Annotated in this window: 21 protein-coding genes; 20 read left to right on the plus strand and 1 reads right to left on the minus strand. The window is 68.7% G+C overall.

The window, feature by feature from the left end; all coding sequences use genetic code 11:
• Positions 1 to 14 precede the first annotated feature (14 nt).
• The 19 genes from ABGI63_RS02590 (at position 15) to ABGI63_RS02680 (ending at position 17,662) form a co-directional block, all read left to right on the plus strand.
• Positions 15 to 527: a DUF3305 domain-containing protein gene (locus ABGI63_RS02590; protein WP_349740893.1), complete on the plus strand. Its 513-nt coding sequence runs from the start codon at positions 15 to 17 to the stop codon at positions 525 to 527.
• A complete protein-coding gene (locus ABGI63_RS02595; RefSeq protein ID WP_349740894.1) occupies positions 527 to 1,087 on the plus strand; it encodes a DUF3306 domain-containing protein in 561 nt (186 codons plus the stop codon). The genes ABGI63_RS02590 and ABGI63_RS02595 overlap by 1 nt, the downstream gene beginning before the upstream one ends.
• On the plus strand, positions 1,011 to 3,158 hold the full coding sequence (locus ABGI63_RS02600) for a 4Fe-4S dicluster domain-containing protein (protein WP_349740895.1): 2,148 nt from the start codon (positions 1,011 to 1,013) through the stop codon (positions 3,156 to 3,158). Before ABGI63_RS02595 ends, ABGI63_RS02600 begins: the two co-directional genes overlap by 77 nt.
• Positions 3,155 to 3,784, plus strand: coding sequence for a TorD/DmsD family molecular chaperone (locus tag ABGI63_RS02605; protein WP_349740897.1), 630 nt, complete (start codon positions 3,155 to 3,157; stop codon positions 3,782 to 3,784). The genes ABGI63_RS02600 and ABGI63_RS02605 overlap by 4 nt, the downstream gene beginning before the upstream one ends.
• Positions 3,785 to 3,939: 155 nt before the next feature.
• On the plus strand, positions 3,940 to 4,176 hold the full coding sequence (locus ABGI63_RS02610; protein ID WP_137945093.1) for a formate dehydrogenase: 237 nt from the start codon (positions 3,940 to 3,942) through the stop codon (positions 4,174 to 4,176).
• 51 nt (positions 4,177 to 4,227) lie between these two features.
• Entirely contained in the window at positions 4,228 to 7,185 is a 2,958-nt protein-coding gene (locus tag ABGI63_RS02615) for a formate dehydrogenase subunit alpha (RefSeq protein WP_349740898.1), read from the plus strand.
• Between the two features lie 18 nt (positions 7,186 to 7,203).
• Entirely contained in the window at positions 7,204 to 7,824 is a 621-nt protein-coding gene (fdh3B, locus tag ABGI63_RS02620; protein ID WP_262972051.1) for a formate dehydrogenase FDH3 subunit beta, read from the plus strand.
• Positions 7,821 to 8,051, plus strand: coding sequence for a hypothetical protein (locus tag ABGI63_RS02625; protein WP_349740899.1), 231 nt, complete (start codon positions 7,821 to 7,823; stop codon positions 8,049 to 8,051). Before fdh3B ends, ABGI63_RS02625 begins: the two co-directional genes overlap by 4 nt.
• A gap of 19 nt (positions 8,052 to 8,070) precedes the next feature.
• The gene (locus tag ABGI63_RS02630) at positions 8,071 to 9,228 is read left to right on the plus strand and encodes a formate dehydrogenase subunit gamma (protein ID WP_349740900.1); all 1,158 of its coding nucleotides are present in this window, start codon (positions 8,071 to 8,073) and stop codon (positions 9,226 to 9,228) included.
• 24 nt (positions 9,229 to 9,252) lie between these two features.
• Complete coding sequence (locus ABGI63_RS02635) at positions 9,253 to 9,645, plus strand: hypothetical protein (protein WP_262972052.1); 393 nt, start codon at positions 9,253 to 9,255, stop codon at positions 9,643 to 9,645.
• A gap of 53 nt (positions 9,646 to 9,698) precedes the next feature.
• Positions 9,699 to 10,766 carry a DUF6352 family protein gene (locus tag ABGI63_RS02640; RefSeq protein WP_349740901.1) on the plus strand — a complete coding sequence of 356 codons (1,068 nt, stop codon included), beginning with the start codon at positions 9,699 to 9,701 and terminating at the stop codon, positions 10,764 to 10,766.
• The gene (locus ABGI63_RS02645; protein ID WP_349740902.1) at positions 10,763 to 11,476 is read left to right on the plus strand and encodes an ABC transporter permease; all 714 of its coding nucleotides are present in this window, start codon (positions 10,763 to 10,765) and stop codon (positions 11,474 to 11,476) included. Before ABGI63_RS02640 ends, ABGI63_RS02645 begins: the two co-directional genes overlap by 4 nt.
• Entirely contained in the window at positions 11,473 to 12,180 is a 708-nt protein-coding gene (locus ABGI63_RS02650; RefSeq protein ID WP_349740903.1) for an ABC transporter ATP-binding protein, read from the plus strand. The genes ABGI63_RS02645 and ABGI63_RS02650 overlap by 4 nt, the downstream gene beginning before the upstream one ends.
• The gene (locus ABGI63_RS02655; protein ID WP_432767367.1) at positions 12,168 to 13,007 is read left to right on the plus strand and encodes an ABC transporter substrate-binding protein; all 840 of its coding nucleotides are present in this window, start codon (positions 12,168 to 12,170) and stop codon (positions 13,005 to 13,007) included. The genes ABGI63_RS02650 and ABGI63_RS02655 overlap by 13 nt, the downstream gene beginning before the upstream one ends.
• Before the next feature lie 27 nt (positions 13,008 to 13,034).
• Positions 13,035 to 13,640 (plus strand): molybdenum cofactor guanylyltransferase MobA, encoded by a 606-nt coding sequence (mobA, locus tag ABGI63_RS02660; RefSeq protein ID WP_349740904.1) that lies wholly within the window; start codon positions 13,035 to 13,037, stop codon positions 13,638 to 13,640.
• Positions 13,637 to 14,503, plus strand: a complete 867-nt coding sequence (locus ABGI63_RS02665) for a formate dehydrogenase accessory sulfurtransferase FdhD (RefSeq protein WP_349740905.1) — start codon at positions 13,637 to 13,639, stop codon at positions 14,501 to 14,503. The genes mobA and ABGI63_RS02665 overlap by 4 nt, the downstream gene beginning before the upstream one ends.
• 84 nt (positions 14,504 to 14,587) lie before the next feature.
• On the plus strand, positions 14,588 to 16,207 hold the full coding sequence (locus ABGI63_RS02670) for a GGDEF domain-containing protein (RefSeq protein ID WP_349740906.1): 1,620 nt from the start codon (positions 14,588 to 14,590) through the stop codon (positions 16,205 to 16,207).
• Positions 16,204 to 16,959 carry an SDR family oxidoreductase gene (locus ABGI63_RS02675; protein ID WP_349740907.1) on the plus strand — a complete coding sequence of 252 codons (756 nt, stop codon included), beginning with the start codon at positions 16,204 to 16,206 and terminating at the stop codon, positions 16,957 to 16,959. The genes ABGI63_RS02670 and ABGI63_RS02675 overlap by 4 nt, the downstream gene beginning before the upstream one ends.
• 34 nt (positions 16,960 to 16,993) lie before the next feature.
• Positions 16,994 to 17,662, plus strand: a complete 669-nt coding sequence (locus ABGI63_RS02680) for a CAAX prenyl protease-related protein (protein WP_349740908.1) — start codon at positions 16,994 to 16,996, stop codon at positions 17,660 to 17,662.
• A 13-nt stretch (positions 17,663 to 17,675) separates the two neighbouring features.
• Here ABGI63_RS02680 and ABGI63_RS02685 read toward each other — a convergent pair whose 3' ends face one another.
• On the minus strand, positions 17,676 to 18,428 hold the full coding sequence (locus ABGI63_RS02685) for a helix-turn-helix domain-containing protein (RefSeq protein ID WP_349740909.1): 753 nt from the start codon (positions 18,426 to 18,428) through the stop codon (positions 17,676 to 17,678).
• 102 nt (positions 18,429 to 18,530) lie between these two features.
• Between ABGI63_RS02685 and ABGI63_RS02690 the strand changes: the two genes are divergently transcribed.
• Positions 18,531 to 19,808, plus strand: coding sequence for an amidohydrolase family protein (locus tag ABGI63_RS02690; protein WP_349740910.1), 1,278 nt, complete (start codon positions 18,531 to 18,533; stop codon positions 19,806 to 19,808).
• Positions 19,809 to 19,812: the final 4 nt, after the last annotated feature.

Here is a 19,812-nt window from a genome sequence, read left to right on the forward strand (position 1 = left end):
TGAGCCCGCCAGCGATGAGCCAGCCAGCCCCCCCCACCGACGACAAAGCGCCGCGTCCCGCCCTTCGCGTGGCCGTCGTGATGGAGCGCGAGACCGCGCCCAATCAATGGGAGGACTGGCGCTACCGGCTCGTCGATGTGGTCGCGCACGAAGAGGCCTTCGGCAGCGCGCCGCGCGTGCTGCGCGACGACGGCAAGATCCAGCGCAGCCTGTTCCCCGACCTCGGGCTGGCGCTCTTCCCCGACGAGGCCGAGGGCTACTACCTGAACCTCAGCTCCGGCGCGCCGGTCTGGTTCGTGGTCTGGCGCATCGATGACGAAGACCCCTCGCGGGCCTGGGCCGAGACCGTCAGCCTGTCCTATACCGAGGCCGGCCGCTGGCTCGATGCGCAGGAGCGGGTCGACAATGTGCCGCTGCCGGACGATGTGCGTGACTGGCTGCAGGCCTATACCGATCAGCACTACCGGCCCGAGCCCAAGAAGCGCCGCCGCCCGCAATCCTTCGTCTCGCCCGGGGAGCGCGGCTGATGGCCGACCCAACGCAACAGCAAGCGGCCACCGGCTTCTTCTCGCGCTGGTCGCGGCGCAAGGAGGAGGCACGGGCGGCGGAGGTGATCGTCGCTCCAGAGCCAACGCCCGAACCTCCCGTTGAACCGGCGCCCGCCGCCGAGCCCGAGAAGCCCGCGCTGACGCTCGACGATGTCGCCCAGCTGCGCCACGAATCCGACTTCTCGCCCTTCGTCGCGCGCGGTGTCGATGAGGACGTCAAGCGCGCGGCGATGAAGAAACTGTTCTCCGACCCACACTTCAATGTGATGGACGGGCTGGACACCTATATCGACGACTACAGCCAGCCCGATCCGATTCCGCCGGCCATGCTGCGGATGATGAACCAGTCGCAATTCCTCGGCTTGTTCGACCACGAGAAGCAAGAAGAAGAAAACGTGGAAACCGCACAGGTCGAGACGACTGCAACGATCCCTGCCCCCAAAGCCCTAGCCACCGCCAGCCATGACCACCCTGATCTGCGACTGCAACAAGACCATGCCCCTGGACAGCCGGCAGCTGATCCAGGCGCTCGGGACTGAGGCCGGCGCGGGGCTAGAAACCCTGCACACGACGCTGTGCCGGCGCGAGGCCGGTGCCTTCCAGCGCGCGGCCAAGAGCGGCGAGGACCTGCTGGTGGCCTGCACCCAGGAAAGCCGCCTGTTCCTGGACCTCAACGAGCAGACCGCCGGCGCGCCGGGCCTGACCGAGCGGCCGATCCGCTTCGTCAATATCCGCGAGACCGGCGGCTGGTCCAAGGACGCCAAGGACGCCGGCCCGAAATTTGCCGCGCTGCTGGCCGTGGCCCAGCTGCCCGAGCCCGAGCCGGTCACCACGGTCAGCTACCGCTCCCAGGGCCGGGTGCTGGTGATAGGCCCGACCGAGCGCGCCGCGCGCGCGGCCGAGATGCTGGCCAACAAGCTGGAGGTCAGCCTGCTGCTGCAGGGACCGGGCACGCTGCCGCAACCGCGCACGATGGCCGTGCATGCCGGCGACATCACCGGCATCAGCGGCTGGCTCGGTGCCTTCGAGGTCAGCTGGCAGAGCGGCAATGCCATCGATCTGGATCTGTGCACCCGCTGCAATGCCTGCATCGACGCCTGTCCCGAGGGCGCGATCGACTTCAGCTACCAGGTCGATATGGGCAAGTGCGGCAGCCATCGCGACTGCGTCAAGGTCTGCGAGGCGGCCGGCGCGATCAATTTCGATCGTGCGGTGCAGCAATTCAGCGAGAACTTCGACCTGGTGCTGGACCTCGGCGCCCGGCCGCAGATCGCGCTGCACCAACCGCCGCAGGGCTATTTCCATGCGGCCGATGACAAGAGCCTGATGGCCGCCGTGCTGCAGCTGCGCGAGGCCATCGGCGAGTTCGAGAAGCCCAAGTTCTTCAACTACAAGCAAAAGCTCTGTGCCCACAGCCGCAACGAGCAAATCGGCTGCACGGCCTGCATCGACGTGTGTTCGGCCCAGGCGATCCGCAGCGACGCCTCGCTGAAGGGCAAGAGCAGCAAGGGCGGCGGCGCTGCGCTGGCCGGCATCATCGTCGAGCCGCATCTGTGCGTGGGCTGCGGTGCCTGCACCACGGTCTGCCCCAGCGGCGCGCTCAGCTATGCGACGCCGCGGCCCGACGAGATGGGCAAACGCATCCGGACGATGCTCAGCACCTATGCCCGCGCCGGCGGCCGCAACGCCGCGCTGCTGCTGCACAGCCAGGGCGGCGGAGCGAAGCTGATCGGCGAGCTGGGTCGCAGCGCGCGCACCAGCCAGACCGTGCGCGGCGTGCCGGCACGCGTGCTGCCGATGGAGGTCTGGCATACCGCGTCCAGCGGCATCGAGCTGTGGCTCTCGGCCATCGCCTATGGCGCCAGCCAGGTCTGGGTGCTGATGACCGAGGAGGAGGCACCGGCCTACCGCGCCGCCGTGCAGGCCCAGATGGCCGTGGCCCAGACCATCCTGCACGGCCTGGGTCTGCAGGGGCAACACCTGGCCCTGATCTCGGCCAGCGAGGCGGCCCAGCTGGACGCCGCGCTGCAGGCCGCGCCCGCGCAGACCGTCGCCAAGCCCGCCAGCTTCAGCGTCCAGGCCGACAAGCGCGCCAGCCTGGAACTGGCGATCGAGCATCTGCTGGCCCAGTCCGCCGCGCCGCCGGAAGTGATCGCGCTGCCGGCGCCGGCCAGCCCGCTGGGTAGCCTGATCGTCGATGCCGACCGCTGCACCATGTGTCTGAGCTGCGTCAGCGCCTGCCCCGAGGCCGCGCTGGCCGACAACCCCGACAAGCTGCAGCTGCGCTTTATCGAGAAGAACTGCGTGCAGTGCGGACTGTGTGCCGGCACCTGCCCCGAGCAGGCCATCACGCTGGAGCCGCGCCTGTGGCTGGCGGACGGCGGCAAGGCGCGCAAGGAGCAGCGGGTGCTCAATGAGGTCGAGCCCTTCTGCTGCGTGCGCTGCGCCAAGCCCTTCTCGACCCCGAACGCCGTGCAGCTGATGATCGCCAAGCTCGGTGGCCATGCGATGTTCCAGGGCGCCGGCGCCCAGCGCCTGAAGATGTGTGCCGACTGCCGCGTGATCGATATGCACAGCAACCCGAATGAAGTGAGGATCACCGATCTATGAGCAGCGCCGCCGCGATGAACTGGAGCACGCCGGACGACAGCGAGGAGCTGGCCCGCGCCGAGGTCTATGGGTTGCTGGCCAGCCTCTTCTACGCGCCGCCGTCGACCGAGCTGTATGAACAGCTGAGAGTCGCGGTGACCGAGGCGCCCAGCGCCGGCGGCTTCCTGGAAACCAGTTGGTCCGAGCTGGTGGCCGTGTCGCGACGGCTGTCGCGGGCCGAGATCGAGGCCGAGTACGGCGCGCTGTTCGGCGGCGTCGGCAAGCCCGAGATCTTTCTGTATGGCAGCTGGTTCATCGCCGGCTATCTGAACCAGAAGCCGCTGGCCGATCTGCGCACCGACCTGGCACGGCTGGGCCTGGAGCGGGCCGAAGCCGTGCTGGAGACCGAGGACCATATCGCCAGCCTCTGCGAGGTGATGCGTTACCTGATCGCCGGCGAGGATCTAGCGGTCAGCAATCTCGCGACCCAGCAGCGCTTCTTCAACAGCCATCTGCGCCCCTGGGTCGACAACCTCTGCGATACGGTGATCGCACATCCACGCGCCGACTTCTACCGCGCCCTGGCCGGCTTCACACGCGACTTCTGCGCGGTGGAGGGCCAGGGCTTTGATCTGCTGGAGGCCTGAGATGTCCGATGGTGTCGGTCGGAATCCACAACCGCGCCAGCGACAACGTAATTTCCCTAGTACCCTGCGCCCCGCCGAGTCCTACATTTAGGGGACGAGTCGGCACCTGGTCCGCTGCCTAAAAACGGGCCCACACTTTCTCGGAGCATGAAAGTATGAAAAACAAGACCGTTGGTGAACCCTCGAGCCCGACCGAATCCTCGCTGCAACGTCGCGGCGTTCTGCTTGGCGCGGGTGCCGCAGGCGCAGCCCTGCTCGCGGCCAAGACCCTGACCGGCACGGCGCCCGCCGCCCCGGTGGTGGCCGAAGTCGCCAAGACGCTGGCCGAGACCGGCAGCGGCTATCAAGTGACGCCGCATGTGCTGCGTTACTACGAAACCGCCCGTTCCTGATCGTCGGCCCCGGCCACTGCATTGACGGGCCCCAGGCCCTCTGGAGACATCATGCTGCTCACGCGCAAATCCTCGGCCCAGGCGGGTAGCCCGGCCGCCTCAGGTCTTGTCAACAGTCTGTCGCGCGGCGTCGCCCGTGCGATCCCGACCATGGACCGCCGCGTCTTCCTGCGCCGTTCCGGCCTCGGTGTGGGGGCAGGTCTTGCCGCCACCCAGCTGAGCCTGGTGCAGAAAAAGGCCCATGCGGCCGATGCACCCGCCGCCGGCGCCGAGCGCAAGGTGGAAGTCAAGCGCACCGTCTGCGGCCACTGTTCGGTGGGCTGCGCGGTGGACGCCGTGGTCGAGAACGGCGTCTGGGTGCGCCAGGAGCCGGTGTTCGATTCGCCGATCAACCTCGGCGCCCATTGCGCCAAGGGCGCGGCGCTGCGCGAGCACGGCCATGGCGAGCACCGGCTGCGCACGCCGATGAAGCTGGTCAATGGCAAATACGAGAAGATCACTTGGGACGTGGCGCTCAACGAGATCAGCGCCAAGATGCTCGAGCTGAAGAAGCAGAGCGGCCCGGATTCGATCTTCGTCGTCGGCTCCAGCAAGCACAACAACGAGCAGGCCTATCTGCTGCGCAAATGGGTCAGCCTCTGGGGCACCAATAACTGCGACCACCAGGCGCGCATCTGCCACTCCACCACGGTGGCCGGCGTCGCGAACACCTGGGGCTACGGCGCGATGACCAATTCGTACAACGACATGCGCAACTCGCGCGCGGCGATGTACATCGGCTCGAACGCGGCCGAAGCCCACCCGGTGTCGATGCTGCACATGCTGCATGCCAAGGAAACCGGCTGCAAGATGATCGTCGTCGACCCGCGCTTCACCCGCACGGCGGCCAAGGCCGACGACTATGTGCGCATCCGCTCCGGCTCGGACATCCCCTTCGTCTTCGGTCTGGTCTATCACATCTTCAAGAACGGCTGGGAAGACAAGCGCTACATCCAGGACCGTGTCTACGGCATGGAGAAGGTGCGCGAGGAGATCATGAGCAAGTGGACGCCGGACAAGGTGTTCGAAGCTTGCGGCGTCGATGAGGCGACCGTCTACAAGACCGCCAAGACCCTGGCCGACAACCGCCCCAGCACCATCGTCTGGTGCATGGGCCAGACCCAGCACACCACCGGCAACGCCGTCGTGCGCGCCTCCTGCATCCTGCAGCTGGCGCTGGGCAATGTCGGCGTCAGCGGCGGCGGCACCAACATCTTCCGCGGCCACGACAACGTCCAGGGCGCCACCGATGTGGGTCCGAATCCCGACTCGCTGCCCGGCTACTACGGCCTGGCCGAAGGCTCGTGGAAGCACTTCGCCAAGGTCTGGGACCTTGATTTCGAGTGGATCAAGAAACAGTACGCGCCGGGCATGATGACCAAGCCCGGCATGACCGTCTCGCGCTGGATCGACGGCGTGCTCGAGAAGAACGAGCTGATCGACCAGGACAGCAATCTGCGCGGCCTGTTCTTCTGGGGCCATGCGCCCAACTCGCAGACCCGCGGCCTGGAGATGAAGAAGGCGATGGACAAGCTCGACCTGCTGGTCGTCGTCGACCCCTTCCCCTCGGCCACCGCCGCGATGGCGGCGATGCCTGGCGAGGAACTGAACCCGAACCGGGCGGTCTACCTGCTGCCCGCCTGCACCCAGTTCGAGACCAGCGGCTCCTGCACCGCATCGAACCGCTCGCTGCAATGGCGCGAGAAGGTCATCGAGCCGCTGTGGGAATCGCGCACCGACCACATGATCATGTACCAGCTGGCCCAGAAGCTGGGCTTCGACAAGGAGCTGGTCAAGAGCCACAAGCTGGTCAAGGGCAAGGGCGGCATGGACGAGCCCGAGGTCGAGTCCATCCTGAAGGAAATCAACCGCAGCGTCTGGACCATCGGCTACACCGGCCAGAGCCCGGAGCGCCTGAAGGCGCATATGCGCAATATGAATGTCTTCGACGTGAAGACGCTCAAGGCCAAGGGCGGCATCGACAAGGAGACCGGCTACAAGCTCGACGGCGACTATTTCGGCCTGCCCTGGCCCTGCTACGGCACGCCCGAGATCAAGCACCCCGGTTCGCCCAATCTCTACGACACCTCCCGGCATGTGATGGAGGGCGGCGGCAACTTCCGTGCCAATTTCGGCGTCGAGCGCGAGGGCGTCAGCCTGCTGGCCGAGGACGGTTCGCACTCCAAGGGCGCCGAGATCACCACCGGCTATCCGGAGTTCGACCACCTGCTGCTGAAGAAGCTGGGCTGGTGGGCCGACCTGAGCGAGGCCGAGCAGAAGGCCGCCGAGGGCAAGAACTGGAAGACCGACCTGTCCGGCGGCATCCAGCGCGTCGCGATGGCGCACGGCTGCCACCCCTTCGGCAACGCCAAGGCCCGCGCCGTGGTCTGGAACTTCCCCGACCCGATCCCGCAGCACCGCGAGCCGCTGTATTCGACCCGCCCGGACCTGGTCGCCAAGTACCCGACCCACGACGACAAGAAGGCCTTCTGGCGCCTGCCGACGCTCTACAAGAGCGTGCAGGAGAAGAACAAGGACATCGGCAAGACCTTCCCGCTGATCATGAGCTCGGGCCGCCTGGTCGAGTACGAGGGCGGCGGCGAGGAGACCCGCGCCAACCCCTGGCTGGCCGAGCTGCAGCAGGAGATGTTCGTCGAGATCAACCCGGCCACCGCCAACGACCGCGGTATCCGCAACGGCGAGGACGTCTGGGTCACGACACCCACCGGCGCCAAGCTGACCGTCAAGGCCCTGGTGACCGAGCGGGTGGACCGCGAGACCGTCTGGCTGCCCTTCCACTTCTCGGGCCGCTGGCAGGGCGTGGATCTGCTCAAGTACTACCCCGAGGGCGCGGCGCCCATCGTGCGTGGCGAGGCCATCAACACCGCGACCACCTATGGCTACGACAGCGTGACCATGATGCAGGAGACCAAGACCACGGTCTGCCAGGTCGCCAAGGCCACCGCCTAACAAGCCACGGAGACTCTCATGGCAAGAATGAAATTCATCTGCGACGCCGAGCGTTGCATCGAGTGCAACGGCTGCGTCACCGCCTGCAAGGCCGAGCATGATGTGCCCTGGGGCGTGAACCGTCGCCGCGTCGTCACGCTCAACGATGGCGTCGCCGGCGAGCGCAGCATCTCGGTCGCCTGCATGCACTGCTCCGACGCGCCCTGCATGGCCGTCTGCCCGGTCAACTGCTTCTACCGCACCGACGAAGGTGTGGTGCTGCACGACAAGGACATCTGCATCGGCTGCGGCTATTGCTCCTACGCCTGCCCCTTCGGCGCGCCGCAGTTCCCCAGCAATGGCGCCTTCGGCCTGCGCGGCAAGATGGACAAGTGCACCTTCTGCGCCGGCGGCCCCGAGGAACATGGCAGTGCCGCCGAGAACGAGAAGTACGGCCGCAACCGCCTGTCCGAAGGCAAGCTGCCGGCCTGCGCCGAGATGTGCTCGACCAAGGCGCTGCTGGGCGGCGATGGCGATGTGGTGGCCGACATCTTCCGCAGCCGGGTGCTGCAGCGCGGCAAGGGCAGCGAGGTCTGGGGCTGGGGCACCGCCTACGGCAAACCCACGCAGGGCGCGGCCGCCGGCGAGGTGCGCAAGTGAAGGCCCGCCTGTTGATCGCCACGGCCGCGAGCCTGCTGGCCCTGGCCGGCTGCGAACGCGCCCAGACCCAGGACGCCTCGGCCCGCAAGATCGATGCGCCCGCCTGGGCCAAGTCCGACGGCGCCAACCCGGCGTATGCGGCACGCGGCTTCAAGCCCGGCGACAAGATCGCCTGGGAAAACCAGTTGCGTGCACGCGCCCAGGCGCAGAACGACTACGTGCGCTGAGCACCAACGGAGAGCCGCGATGCACGATTCGATCAACCGTTCATGGGTCAAGGCAGCCGCCGGGTTTGGCATGGCCGCGCTGCTCTCGACCGGCGCACTGGCCCAGACCGCTACCGACCCTGCCGCTGCTGCCGCGCTCTCGGCCTCGGCCCCGGCCGGCTTCGTCGCCCCCGCGCTGCCGCAGGCCGACGAAAGCAATGCGCTGCGTGCCAAGAGCCAGCCCGGCAATAACGCGCCGTTCTGGCGCGGCGTGCGCGAGTCGGGCGTCGAGAAAGGCATCAGCAATCTGCCCGGTGTCGAGAAGGGCGTGCTGATCCAGGAATTCGTGCAGTACCCGGGCTCGCGCCTGACCACGGCCGGCGAGGCCTGGCGCCAGGTGCGCAACAACTGGATCATTCCCTATGGCGGCGCGCTGCTGGGCATCGCGGTGCTGGCGCTGGCGCTGTTCTACTTCGCCAAGGGTCCGATGGGTGGCCACGCGCCCGATACCGGCCGCAAGATCGAACGCTTCACCTACTTCGAGCGCGCCGCGCACTGGAGCAATGCCATCGCCTTCAGCGTGCTGGCGATCTCCGGCGTCGTGATGGCCTTCGGCAAGTTCTTCCTCTTGCCCATCATCGGCGCCACCTTGTTCGGCTGGCTGACTTACGCGCTGAAGACCGCGCACAACTTCGCCGGCCCGCTGTTCGCGGTGTCGCTGATCATCGTGTTCCTGACCTTTGTGCGCGACAACCTGCCGACCCGCCACGACTGGACCTGGCTGCGCCGGGCCGGCGGCATGTTCGGCGGCCATGAGGTGCCGTCCGAGCGCTTCAATGCCGGCGAGAAAGTGGTGTTCTGGGGTGGCGTGTTCTTCCTCGGCGCCATCGTCGTCGGCTCCGGTCTGGTGCTGGACATGTTGATCCCTGGCCTGCTCTACACCCGCGGCGATATGCAGATTGCGCACATGATCCATGCGGTCGCGGCCGTGTTGATGATGGCGCTGTTCCTGGGCCACATCTATATGGGCACGCTGGGCATGAAGGACGCCTACAAGGCGATGAAGACCGGCTATGTCGACGAGGCCTGGGCGCGCGAGCACCACGAGCTCTGGTTTGATGACATCAAGGCCGGCAAGATCCCCGCGCAGCGCACGCAGCCGGCCAAGCCGGTGGATGGCGTCGCTGCCCAGCACTGACAAGACACACGAGGACGACAAGCCATGCGCGCACTCACCACGACTCTGGCCCTGGCCCTGCTGGCCGCCGGCTCGGCCTGGGCCAAGCTGCCCGCCCCCAGCGACGAGGCCAAGGCCGCGGCCGCTGTCACGGCCGCCAAGAACGCCTGGAACGACAAGGTCGGCGGCTACCAGCTGTGCCAGTCGATGAACCGCGTGGCCGAGCACTACCGCAAGACCGCGAAGGCCGAGGGCCGCACCGCCGCCGCGCCGGTGGACACGCCCGCCTGCGCCGATCCCGGCGCCTTCGTGCCGCCGGTCGCCGCCTCGGCACCGCCGCTGGAGGCCGCCGGCGCCCACTCGCCGGCCAAGACTGCGGTTGCACCGCCCAGCGGCAAGGCCACCGCGGCCGAGCAGCAGGGTCAGCCGAAGAAGTAAGAGAGAAAAGCGCTCCGGCAGTGGCGCCGCGAGCGCCCTGCCCTGTCCTGCCCATGCAAAATTTCTGGCCCGCCAGCGGCTATGCCCTGCTGACACGCGACCCACGCGGCTGGTTGTGCCCGAGCGAGGCCTGGCTGCGCCGCCTCGTCATCGAGCTGCCGCAGCTGGCCCTGGTCGAGGAGTCCTGCCCGGCCGAGATCGCGCTGCACCAGGCCCTCGCCGACGCGCCTTTGCAATCCGTCAGCGAGGCGCAGCTCGCTGCGCTCGCCGATCAGGACGCGCGCGACAACTACCGGCTGTTCCTGAGCTTTCGCGACGCCCTGCTGGCCGCAGGCACGCTGGAGGCCTATTACCTGGCGCTGATGCGCGCCGGCCGCATCACGGTGCCGCCGCTGTTCGTGGACCTGATCGTGCAGGCCATCGTCCGCCATCTGCTGGACGACAGCCACGACGCCTTCGAGGCCCGCGCCGCCGAACTGCTGTTCCGCTCGCAACGCCTGAGCCTGCTGGATGGCCGGCTGATCGCCGCCGACCTCGCCACCGTGGACCTGCTGCAGGAGACCGCCGGCCTCGGCGATATCGGCCGCCTGCTGCGGCAGAGTCAAGCCCCGCTGCCGACCACGGTGCTGCAGGTGCTGAACACCGACAACGCCGCCGACTACTGGGCCGATGGCGAACGCCACCGCTTTGCACTGGACCTGACCCACGAGATCAGCAATGAGCTGGGCCACGGCCTGGCGATCAAGCTGGTGCACGCCCACTCGGGCCTGAAGGCGCTGGCCTCCGTGCTGGAGCGCTGGCTGGCCCATCTGCTGGGCCTGCGGGTCACAATCACGCCGCTGCAGCGCATCGACGACGAGGCCTGGCGCTGGCATATCGGGCTGGACGTCGAGGCGATGGGCCTGCTGAACGATCTGTATGCGGGCACCGAGGTCGATGCCGAGCGGCAGCGCCGCCTGATCAGCCTGTTCCGGCTGGACTTCGCCGACCCGGCCGAGATGCGCGCCGATGTCACAGGCAAGCCGGTCTATCTGGGCCTGGCGATGACGGTCGATCACACGCTGCGCCTGAAGCCGCAGAACCTGCTGCTCAATCTGCCGCTGGCCGACGCGCTGCAATGAGTGCCTTCAGCGAGAGCCTGCAGACCGCGCTGCGCCTGGTCGCCGAGGCCGATCCGGTGTTGCTGCGCACCGTGGGTCTGTCGCTGTCGGTCAGCGGCCTGGCCTGCGCCTTCGCCGCTGGCTTCGGCCTGGCGGCGGGCGCCTGGCTGGCGGTCACCCGGATGCCGGGCCGTCGCCTGCTGCTGACCCTGCTGAACACCTTGCTGGCCCTGCCCTCGGTGGTGGTCGGTCTGGTCGTCTATCTGCTGCTGTCGCGCAGCGGCCCGCTGGGAAGCTGGGGCCTGCTGTTCACGCCCGGCGCGATGGTGATCGCGCAGACCATCCTGGTCGTGCCGGTGGTGGCCGCGCTGTCACAGCAGCTGGTCAGCGATGCGCTGCGCGATGGCGGCGAACAGCTGCGCTCGATGGGGGCCGGCGGTTTCACGACCGGCCTGCTGCTGCTGCTCAACGAGCGCTGGGCCGTGGCCACGGTGCTGCTGACCGCCTTCGGCCGCGCCATCTCCGAGGTCGGCGCGGTGATGATCGTCGGCGGCAATATCGACGGCGTCACCCGCGTGATCACGACCACGATCGCGCTGGAAACCAGCAAGGGCGATCTGCCGCTGGCCCTGGCCCTGGGCCTGGTGCTGCTGGCCATCGTCGGTGTGATCAATATCGGCATCGCGACCTTGCGCCGCGTGCAGGGCCCCTCGGGGGGGGTGGCGCGATGAGCGACAGCAGCACGCTGCTGCGTCTGCAGGACCTGGGCGTCAGCTATGGCCGGCTCACCGCGCTGCAAGGCGTCAACCTGCAGGTGCAGCGCGGCGACTTCATCGCGCTGATCGGCGCCAACGGCTCGGGCAAGACCACGCTGCTGCAGGCCCTGCACGGCCTGCTGCCGCACAGTGGCACGCGCAGCGTGGCCCGCCCAGCACCGGCCCAGGTGATGGTGTTCCAGCGCCCCTTCATCCTGCGCCTGTCGGTCTGGAACAATCTGCGCGTGGCGCTGTGGCTGGCCGGCGTGCCCGCTGCCGAACGCGCTTCGCGGGCCCGCGAGGCGCTGGCGCGGGCTGGCCTGCTGGAGCTGCGCGAACGGCCGGCCCGCGCACTCTCGGGCGGCCAGCAACAGCGCCTGGCACTGGCGCGGGCCTGGGCCGCCCGGCCCGACATCCTCTTCCTCGACGAGCCCACCGCCAACCTCGACCCGACGGGCAAGAAGGAGGTCGAGGCGTTGCTGGCCAGCTTCCGCGCCGAAGGCATGACGCTGTTGATGAGCACCCACAATCTGGGCCAGGCCAAGCGCCTGGCCAACCGCGTCGTCTACCTGGATCACGGCCGCCTGCTGGCCGACCAGGCCACCGCCGACTTTTTCAGCGACCACGCGGATGACCGCACCGGACTTTTTCTCAAGGGAGAGTTGAGATGGGATTTGTGAAGACCATGGGCCGCCGCAGTGCCCTCGCCTGCCTGCTGGCGGTCAGTTCTCTGAGCGCCTGGGCCCAGGACAAGGTCATCGTGATGGCCTCGACCACCAGCACCGAACAATCGGGCCTGTTCGCCCATCTGCTGCCGGCCTTCAAGCGCGCCAGCGGCATCGAGGTGCGCGTGGTCGCGCTGGGCACCGGTCAGGCGCTGGACATGGGCCGGCGCGGCGATGCCGACGTGCTGTTCGTGCACGATGTGGCGGCCGAGGAGAAGTTCGTCGCCGATGGCTTCGGCCTGGCACGCCGGCCGGTGATGTACAACGACTTCGTGCTGGTCGGCCCCAAGGCCAACCCGGCCGGCGTCGCCGGCAAAGACATCGCGGCGGCGCTGGCCATCCTGACGGCCAGCAAGTCCACCTTCGTCTCGCGCGGCGACAAGAGCGGCACCCACGCGGCCGAGCTGCGCTACTGGAAGGCCGCCGGCATCGCCAACCCGGCCGCCAAGACAGCAGCGCTGAGCATGGACTACCGCGAGTGCGGCTGCGGCATGGGCCCGGCGCTGAATATCGCGTCCAGCAGCGACGCCTACTCGCTGAGCGACCGTGGCACCTGGCTGTCGTTCAAGAACCGCGGCAACCTGGCCATCGTGCTGGAAGGCGACAAGCGACTCTTCAACCCCTATGGCGTGATCGTCGTGAACCCCGCCAAGCACCCGCACACCAAGACCGCGCTAGCCCAGGCCTTCTCCAACTGGGTAGTCTCGGACGAGGGCCAGGCCACGATCGCCAGCTACAAGATCGGTGGCGAGCAGCTGTTCTTCCCCGATGCCAAGCGTTGAGGCGCGCAGAACAGGCACACTGGCGCCATGATTGACAGCAAAGACATCACCGGACTGATCCTGGCCGGCGGCCGGGGCAGCCGCATGGGCGGCGTCGACAAGGGCCTGCAGACCCACCAGGGCGTGCCGCTGGCCCTGCATGCGCTGCTGCGCCTGGGGCCCCAGGTCGGCGAGCTGCTGATCAACGCCAATCGCAATCTGGGCGCCTATGAAGCGATGGGCGCGCCGGTCTGGCCCGACTCGCTGCCCGACTATGCCGGCCCGCTGGCCGGGGTGCTGACCGGGCTTGAGCATTGCGAGACGCCCTATATGGTCACCGTGCCCTGCGATTCGCCGCTCTTCCCCGAGGATCTGGTCGCCCGCCTGGCGCAGGCGCTGGACGCCGAGGACGCCGAGATCGCGATGGCCGCAACCCCGGGGCCCGACGGCAGCCGGCAGGTGCAGCCGGTGTTCTGCCTGATGAAGACCGAGCTGATCGAGAGCCTGGTGAGCTTCACGCAGAGCGGCCAGCGCAAGATCGACAAGTGGACGGCCCAGCATCGCTGCGTCGAGGTGCTGTTCGAGGACGAACAGGCCTTTGCCAACGCCAACACGCGCGAAGAATTGCAGCAATTGCAGAAGCCCCTGTCATGAATCCGCCCCTGCCCCGCCTGACGAGCTGCAGCGCCGTGCTGACCCACGAGGTCGAGGTGCTGGACGAGTTCGGCCGCCGCAAGACCATGAGCATCCCGGCCGAGCGGCCGCTGACCGTCTTCGTCGACAAGCGCGAGCTGGTCACCTTGATGACGCTGGGCCTGGCGCCGGAGCTGCTGGTGCTGGGCTATCTGCGCAACCAGCGCCTGGTGGCCGATGTCGGCGAGATCGAATCGATCACGGTGGACTGGGAGGTCGGCGCGGCGGCCGTGCGCACCCATGCCGGCATCGCCGACATCGAAGCCAAGACCGCGCAGCGCACCGTCACCACCGGCTGCGGCCAGGGCACGGTGTTCGGCGCGCTGATGGCCGATGTCGAGTCGGTGCAGCTGCCCGGTGCGCAGAGCGCCCGGCTCAGCCAGGCCGCGCTATACGAGATGCTGGACCAGATGCGCCGCCTGGACAGCGTCTACAAAAAGGCCGGATCGGTGCACGGCTGCGCGCTGTTCCGCGGGGCCGAGCTGCTGGTGCATCGCGAGGACGTGGGCCGCCACAACGCGATCGACAATATCGCCGGCTGGATGTGGATGAACGGCATGCACGGCGCGGACGGCGGCGGCGACAAGTGCTTCTACACCACCGGCCGGTTGACCAGCGAGATGGTGATGAAGTCGGCCCAGATGGGCGTGCCCATCATCGTCTCGCGCAACGGCATCACGCAGATGGGCCATGCGCTGGCCATGCAGCTGGGCCTGACGCTGATCGGCCGCGCCAAGAACCGCCACTTCATCTGCTACAGCGGCTTCGAGCGCTTCGACAGCCAGCCCGAACCGGCCCGCGAGACGGTGGATCTGGGCGCCTGAACCACGCCCGCACTGTTGACTCCGCACAACGCGCCGCGCCGCAGATCGGCTACCCTCAACGTTTTGTGACAAAGCGTAGCCTCCATGCAAGAAGCAGTCAGCAGCGAGGTGCTGGTCGACCAGCTGGCGCAACACCTGGCCAGCGCACGCGCGGCCCAGCAAGCCTCACAGCTCGATGAAGGGCTGGCCCAGGCCCAGCGCGCCTGGGAGCTGGCCTCGTCGCAGGGTTTTCTGGCCGAGCAGATCGAGGCCGGGCGCCTGCGCGCCTTCTTCCTGTACCGACGCGGCGCGCTCGGCGCACTGATACGCGCCGGCGATGCGCTGCTGCCGCTGCTGCGCGCCCAGGGGCCTAGCGAGGCGCTGTGCGAGCTGCTGCGCTGGATGACGCTGGGCGGCTTCGAGACCGGCGATTTCGATATCGCGATGCGCAGCGCCAACGAGGGCTGCGCGGTGGCCCAGGAGCTTGGCGAGGTCAGCCAGATCGCGCTGGCGCTAAACGCACTCGGCGCCACCTTCGAGCGCATGGGTGACCCCTGGCAGGCCGAGCGCCTGATGAGCGAGGCGGCCGCCCTGGTGCGCGAGCACACCAGCCCTTACGAGCGCGTGGTCACGCTGAACAATCTCTGCGGCGTCGCGCTCGGCGCCTTCTATCTGCTGCGCGACAGCGGCAACGACGCCGCCTGCGCCAGCGCTCTGGAGCGGGCGCTGCGCTATGCGCGCGAGGTGCGCCCCCATGCCCAGGCCTTTGGCGACCCCTTCCCGCTGGTGATGACCGAGGGCAATCTGGGCGAGGCCCTGCTGCATTCCGGCCAGGTCGCCGAGGCCGAGGCCTTGCTGACCCAGACCCTGGACGAGGCGCGCCGCCTGGGCTTCCAGGCCCAGGCCTGGCGGCTGCGCTGCTCGCTGGCCGAGCTGGCGCTGCTGCGCGGCGACCCTCAGGCCGCCCGCGACGATCTGCGCCTGCTGCTGCAGGAAACCGGCGACAAGGCGCCCGCCGCCACCGCGCTGCGCGCCCACCATGCGCTCTACCGCGCCGCCAAGACGCTGGGCCTGAACGAGCTCGCGCTGCAGCAGCTGGAGGCCTACCAGGGCATCGAGCGGCGCCGCGCGATCGCCCAGCTGATGGCGCAGTCGCGCTTTTTCGTGACCCGGCTGGAGGCCGAGCAGGCACGCGCCCAGGCCCACAAGCACGAGGCCCGCGCCGCCGAGCTGGAGGAGCATGTGCAGCGCGACCCGCTGACCGGCCTGGGCAACCGGCGCTGCATGGAGTCGCGCATGCCGCCGCTGCTGCGCGAGGCCGAGCGCCTGGGGCAGCCGCTGACCCTGGCGCTGATCGACGCCGACCGTTTCAAGGATGTCAACGACCAGCATGGCCACGCGGTCGGCGACCGGGTGCTGCAGATCCTCTCGCGCATGCTGGAAGACAACACGCGCGGCAGCGATCTGCTCTTGCGCTACGGCGGCGAGGAGTTCCTGGTGGTCTTCCCTGACACCGTACCCGACCGCGCCTTCGAGGTCTGCGAGCGCCTGCGCCACCGCGTCGAGACCTATCCCTGGCAAGACCTGGCCCCGGGACTGGAGGTCACGCTGAGCATAGGCCTGGCCAGCGCCCCGCCCTATGCCACCGACCTGCTGATCGCGCGCGCCGACAGCGCGATGTACCGCGCCAAGCATCTGGGGCGCAACCGGGTGGCGCTGGCTTGACTCCGGCGCGCCGCATCACCCTGATCACCGGCGCCGGGCGCGGCATCGGCGCCGCCACCGCCCGGCTCTGCGCGGCCCAGGGGCATGACCTGGCCCTGGGCTATGCGCGCGACGCCGGTGCGGCCGAGGCCCTGGCCGCCGAGCTGCGCGCGCTGGGCCGGCGGGTCATCAGCGTGCAGGCCGATGTGGCCGACGAGGCCCAGGTGCTGGCGATGTTCGCGCGCATCGATGCCGAGCTGGGCCGGTTGAGCGGCCTGGTCAACAATGCCGGCATCGTCGCCCCGGCCGCGCGCCTGGACGAGATGGATGTGGCGCGCTGGCAGCGCCTGTTCGCCGTCAATGTGATCGGCAGCCTCTTGTGCGCCCGCGAGGCCGTCAAGCGCATGAGCACCCGCCACGACGGAGCGGGCGGCGCCATCGTCAACGTCTCGTCGCGCGCCGCCCAGCTGGGCTCGCCGGGCGTCTATGTCGACTACGCGGCCAGCAAGGGCGCCGTCGACAGCCTGACCATCGGGCTGGCGCGCGAGCTGATCGGCGAGGGCATCCGCGTCAACGGCGTGCGCCCCGGCATCATCGCCACCGAGATCCATGCCGACAGCGGCACCGTCGACGGCCTGGCGGCCGCCGCGGCCGGCATCCCTATCGGCCGGCTGGGCCGCGCCGACGAGATCGCCGAGGCCATCGTCTGGCTCTTGTCCGACGCGGCCAGCTACACGGTCGGTGCCACACTGGATGTCGCAGGAGGGCGTTAAGCTCGGCGCACATTTCCTTCCGCGCCCGCAAGACATGACCCTGAGCCCGGCCACCCTCGCCCGCACCGTCCCGTTCGCCGTCTTCATGGCCTTGCTGGCCCTGCGCGGCCTGCTGCCCGAGAGCGTCAACTTCGATCTGCGCTGGGTCTACGGCCTCAGCGTGCTGCTGGTCGGCGGCCTACTGATCTGGTACTGGCGCGACTACGGCGAGCTGGCCCGCCAGAACCTGCCAGACACCCGCGAGACCCTGCTGAGCCTGGCCGTCGGCCTGATCGTGTTCGCGCTGTGGATACGGCTGGACGCGCCCTGGATGCAGCTGAGCGAGCCGACCGCCACCTTCGTGCCGCTGGATGCCGCCGGCCAGCTGATCTGGCCTCTGGTCGCGATGCGCTGGATAGGCGCGGCCCTGGTCGTGCCGCTGATGGAAGAGCTGTTCTGGCGCAGCTTCTTGATGCGCTGGATCGCCAGCCCGCAGTTCCAGACCGTCGACCCACGCCGCGCCGGGCTCAAGGCCATCGTGCTGTCGACCTTTGTCTTCATGCTAGCCCACACCCTCTGGCTGGCCGCCATCATCGCCGGCCTGGCCTATGCCTGGCTCTATGTACGCACCGGCAAGCTCTGGACCGCCGTGATCGCGCATGCGGTGACCAATGGCGCGCTGGGTGTCTGGGTGGTGATGAGCGGGCGGTGGGAGTTCTGGTAAGAGGTCTGTCGCCTCAAGGCGGCCGCACCGGATTGCGCTGCAGATGCTTGAAATGCTCGAACAGCCAGGAGCGCATGCCCATCACCAGCGTGTACTGGCGCTTCTCGGCATCGGGCAGTTTCTGGTCCAGAAGATGCTGGCGGGCGAAGTCCTGGGCCACGCGCTGCAGCCGCTCGACCAGTTCGCGCGCCATGCCGTGGCCCAGGCGCCCGTGGACCAGCATCAAGAGTTCGGCCTCGCCGTCGAAGCCGCCGGAGAAGAAATCGCTGGCCACCTCGTCGCGGAAGAAGCTCATCACCGGCCCGTGCGGGCGCCAACGGAAGGTCTTGGCCAGGCGCAGCTTGTAGCGGTTCAGCGGCTTCAGCTCGATCACGCCCAGCCGGTCCAGCTCGGCCAGATAGCGGGTGACCTCGGCCTCGCTGAGCCGGTAGCTGGCGAGGATCTGCTCGGCCGTCCACTGGCTCAGGCAGCAGATCGCCATCAGGAGCAGCTTGGGATCGGCCACCACGGCCTTCTCCTGTGCCAGGGTCAGCTCCATGCGCAGCGGCTGGCGCTCGGCCAGCGCCCGCGTGAGCTCGGCGAAATCGGTCTTCAGCACACGGCAGATCTCGTCGACGCGTGACAGCGGCATCTCGCCGCCCGGCGCCAGCATGCGCTTGACGCTGGACTCCGAGAGCCCGAGTTCGCGCGCCACATCGGCGTAGCTGAGGCCCTGGCTCTTGAGCTCGGCCTTGATGACTTCAATGAGGGTCTGGGTGCTGGACATGATGGGCGCAACGGTAGCGCAAAACGCTACCGGCGGCGGCAGGCCGCGCCACGGCCGCAGCAATCCGGCGCCAAACATCACGCGGCCGGCCAGCATCAGGCCATGCAACAAACACGACGCCAACACCTGCTGTGCTGCGGCGCTGCCGCCGTCGCCGGCCTGTTCACCAGCCTGGCCGATCCGGCCCAGGCCGCCTCCCTGCGCAACCCCTGCCGCGGCAGCCTGCCGGCCGCGCTGCGCCGACACCCGCTGCTGCAACAGCTGTGGCAAGACCTGGACCCGGCCCAGCTCTGGGATGTGCACTGCCATCTGCTGGGCAATGGCGATGCCGGCAGCGGCTGCCGCATCCACCCGGCCATGCATCAGTGGTGGCATCCGGTCGAGAGCCTGCGTCGGCGCGTCATCATGGATGGGGCCTGCGTCGCGCCCGATGTGCCCAGCGTGGACCGGGCCTATCTGCAGCGCCTGCAGGCGCTGACGGCCGATTTTCCGGAGGGCGCGCGCTGGCTGCTCTATGCCTTCGACGAGGCCCATACCGAGCAGGGCCGTGCCGAGCCCGACTGGACCACCTTCCATGTGCCCGACCGCTATGCCCGCGAGGTGGCCGAGCGAACGCCGCAGCGCTTCGCCTGGGTCGCGTCCATCCACCCCTACCGCGAGGACGCGCTGGCCCGGCTGGATGCGGCCATCGCCGGCGGCGCCGTCGCCTTGAAGTGGCTGCCCAGCAGCATGAATATCGATCTGCGCGACGCGCGGCTGCATCCCTTCTACGCCCGCCTGGCTGCCGCCCGGCTGCCGCTGATCGTGCATTGCGGCGAGGAGAAAGCCGTGCCCGGCGCCGGCCGCGAGGACCTGGGAAATCCGCTGCTGCTGCGCGCGCCGCTGGCGCAGGGCGTGCGCGTGATCGCCGCCCATTGCGCCTCGCTGGGCGATGCGCTGGACCTGGACATGAGCAGGCCGCGCCTGGTGCCGGCCTTCTCGCTGTTTGCGCGGCTGATGGACGAGCCGGCCTGGGAGGCGCTGCTGCTGGGCGATGTCTCGGCGCTGTTCCAGTTCAACCGCCGGCCCGAGGTCTGGCGCGCGGTGCTGGCGCGCCAGGACTGGCATGGCCGTCTGCTGCATGGCTCGGACTATCCGCTGCCCGGCGTCGGCCCGTTGTACCGGCTGGGCGGCCTGGTGCGCGCCGGCCTGCTGGATGAGGCGCAGCGCCCGCTGCTGGAGCAAGTGCGCGAGCACAACCCGCTGCTGTTCGACCTGCTGCTGAAGAAGACGCTGCGCTGGCAGGGTCGGGGCTTGCGCGCGGAGGTCTTCCACACACGGCGCCATTTCGTGCATCGGCTCATACCGCCGGTAGCGTCAGGCGCTACCGGCAACAAATGAAACC

The organism is Roseateles cavernae (genome assembly GCF_040187885.1).
Lineage (GTDB): Bacteria > Pseudomonadota > Gammaproteobacteria > Burkholderiales > Burkholderiaceae_C > Roseateles_E > Roseateles_E cavernae.